Origin of the sequence: Gilliamella sp. W8128, from assembly GCF_016100545.1 — a bacterium.
GTDB lineage: Bacteria > Pseudomonadota > Gammaproteobacteria > Enterobacterales > Orbaceae > Gilliamella > Gilliamella apis.
In genome coordinates this window covers 1-1,845 of record NZ_JACFSE010000024.1, presented here as the reverse complement: position 1 = coordinate 1,845, position 1,845 = coordinate 1, and the positions used below count along the sequence as shown (strand labels likewise).

The window sequence follows — 1,845 nt, the reverse complement described above, 5'->3', positions numbered from 1 at the left end:
TAAAAAAGCCAAATAAAACAGATAATTACTTGACAGGATTGTCGCCATGCATTATAATGTAAAACACCAAACACCAAACACCAAACCTGCCCAACCTATAATTTAACGTTAGTAAAGTTAAGCACGTACGGTCTATTATCTCACTACAATTTATTTTTCCAACAAATTTGGCAAGGGTTTTCAACATTTCTTAGTTTAGTCTTTTTATCTCGGCCGATGGTTTTGGTATTAGCCATGGTTGTTTTACAGTCTATCTCTTTTTCTAATTATGCATTAACCACTACAACGACCAATATTATTCAAGGTTCAGCTCCTTATTTAACCTTTGATGGTGGTCGTACCCGGGTAACAAATACCGAAGCACTACTCTGGATATCCCTTTCTGATGGTAGAACATTTACTCCCACAACCAATAATTCAAGAAACCATCCTATCATTTTACCTGTTGCTGGTCAGAGTTTTAAGGATATTGGTATGTTAGTACCAACGAATACGTATACTAATTCTATTGAATTAAGTTCACTTATTGGCAAACCGTATAATTATTGGGGGGATGATGATGGTGATGGTCAGGGAGTTTATTATGGTGTCACCGTTACCGGTAATTTAAAATTAACTATTGTTGATAAAGACGATAATCGTGTTGCCCGTAATGAAGTACTGACTATTTGTAAAGCGCCATATAAATTAACCTTATCTAGTGATAGCGGTAGATTAAAAACACTTTATGGTGTGCCTAATGAAAGTCGTTTTAGTGCAAGTAATGCCACTTATTATATTAATCCTAAAGCAGCGCCAGTGATTTGTTTTGCAAGACCTGACTTATGGGGGATTGGGAGTAATCTTTCTGATGCCATTTATCAAGGGCGTAATGGTTTTCTACCACAGTCAGTTACGCCATCGTCTTATGGTTTAAACTTCCCGACTACTGGTGCTAATAATTTGTATTTTGATTTAGATATTGGTGGTAGTAATCAGGCCTTATCTTGGGCTACGGTTTCTCATGGTGGTATTACGGCGACGATGACCGATTCAACAAATACCAGCGTTAAAGTCACCCTAACTGGTCCTGCCGTTACAGACCCTAATCAATGGGTATCAGAAAATCCAGATAGAGTCGACAGACCATCTTTACCGCAGGTATTTGAGTTAGTCGGTCGTGATAGCAGTGGTAATGCGGTAGTCAAATATGGATTTGAGTTAAAGCAGTGGTTTGTTCATAGTGGTAATAATGAAAAGAACCATTCTAGTGCGGAATCTTGGTGTAATAATATTGGATACCATCTCCCAAATATCAGGGATTTAACTAATGGATCTTGTCGGGGACTTAATTCAGAAGACGATTGTAACGGTGTAGTAGAGGCAACGCCTTCGTCACCTGATCCTTGGTTCCGGCGTCACATTGGTGGAGGATTGTTCTCGGAATGGGGGATGGTGGAGGATTACGTTGGTGCCAACTTTCCCGGCCTCGGCTCCGGCGCCGGCGGCACTTGGACGTTTAAATATTGGACGCAAGATATAGTAATTAGTACACAAAGGTTTTTTTATGTTAACACGCGTTATGGTTCGTTTTCTCCCGATACTTGGAACTACTCCACAAGGGGCGGTGGACTCTGTGTCTATCCTTAGCTATTATTTCTTAGTTCTTAGGTATTGAAGCTAAGGATAAGAAAAATAACGTTAGGACGTTAAACAATCATTGCCCAGCCAAGGCAATAAGGCTGACAAAGTGGGCAATAAAAACGATTTTGGGCGCGACATTCGCAATGTGCTGACAACTGAGTGAGGTTAGCATGGCAAACAGGGATGTTTGGCAAGGAGCGTTAAGACCGAACGAAGGCGGAA

At 40.3% G+C, this 1,845-nt stretch carries 1 protein-coding gene; it reads left to right on the top strand.

Annotated features, from left to right (window positions below; translation table 11 throughout):
* Positions 1 to 216: 216 nt before the first annotated feature.
* Positions 217 to 1,629, top strand: a complete 1,413-nt coding sequence (locus H3U97_RS11340) for a hypothetical protein (RefSeq protein WP_198199007.1) — start codon at positions 217 to 219, stop codon at positions 1,627 to 1,629.
* The last annotated feature ends 216 nt before the right edge of the window (positions 1,630 to 1,845 follow it).

Excerpts from the sequence above, each read along its gene's own strand:
- H3U97_RS11340 (WP_198199007.1), top strand. The coding sequence starts at position 217 with ATGGTTTTGGTATTAGCCATGGTTGTTTTACAGTCTATCTCTTTTTCT.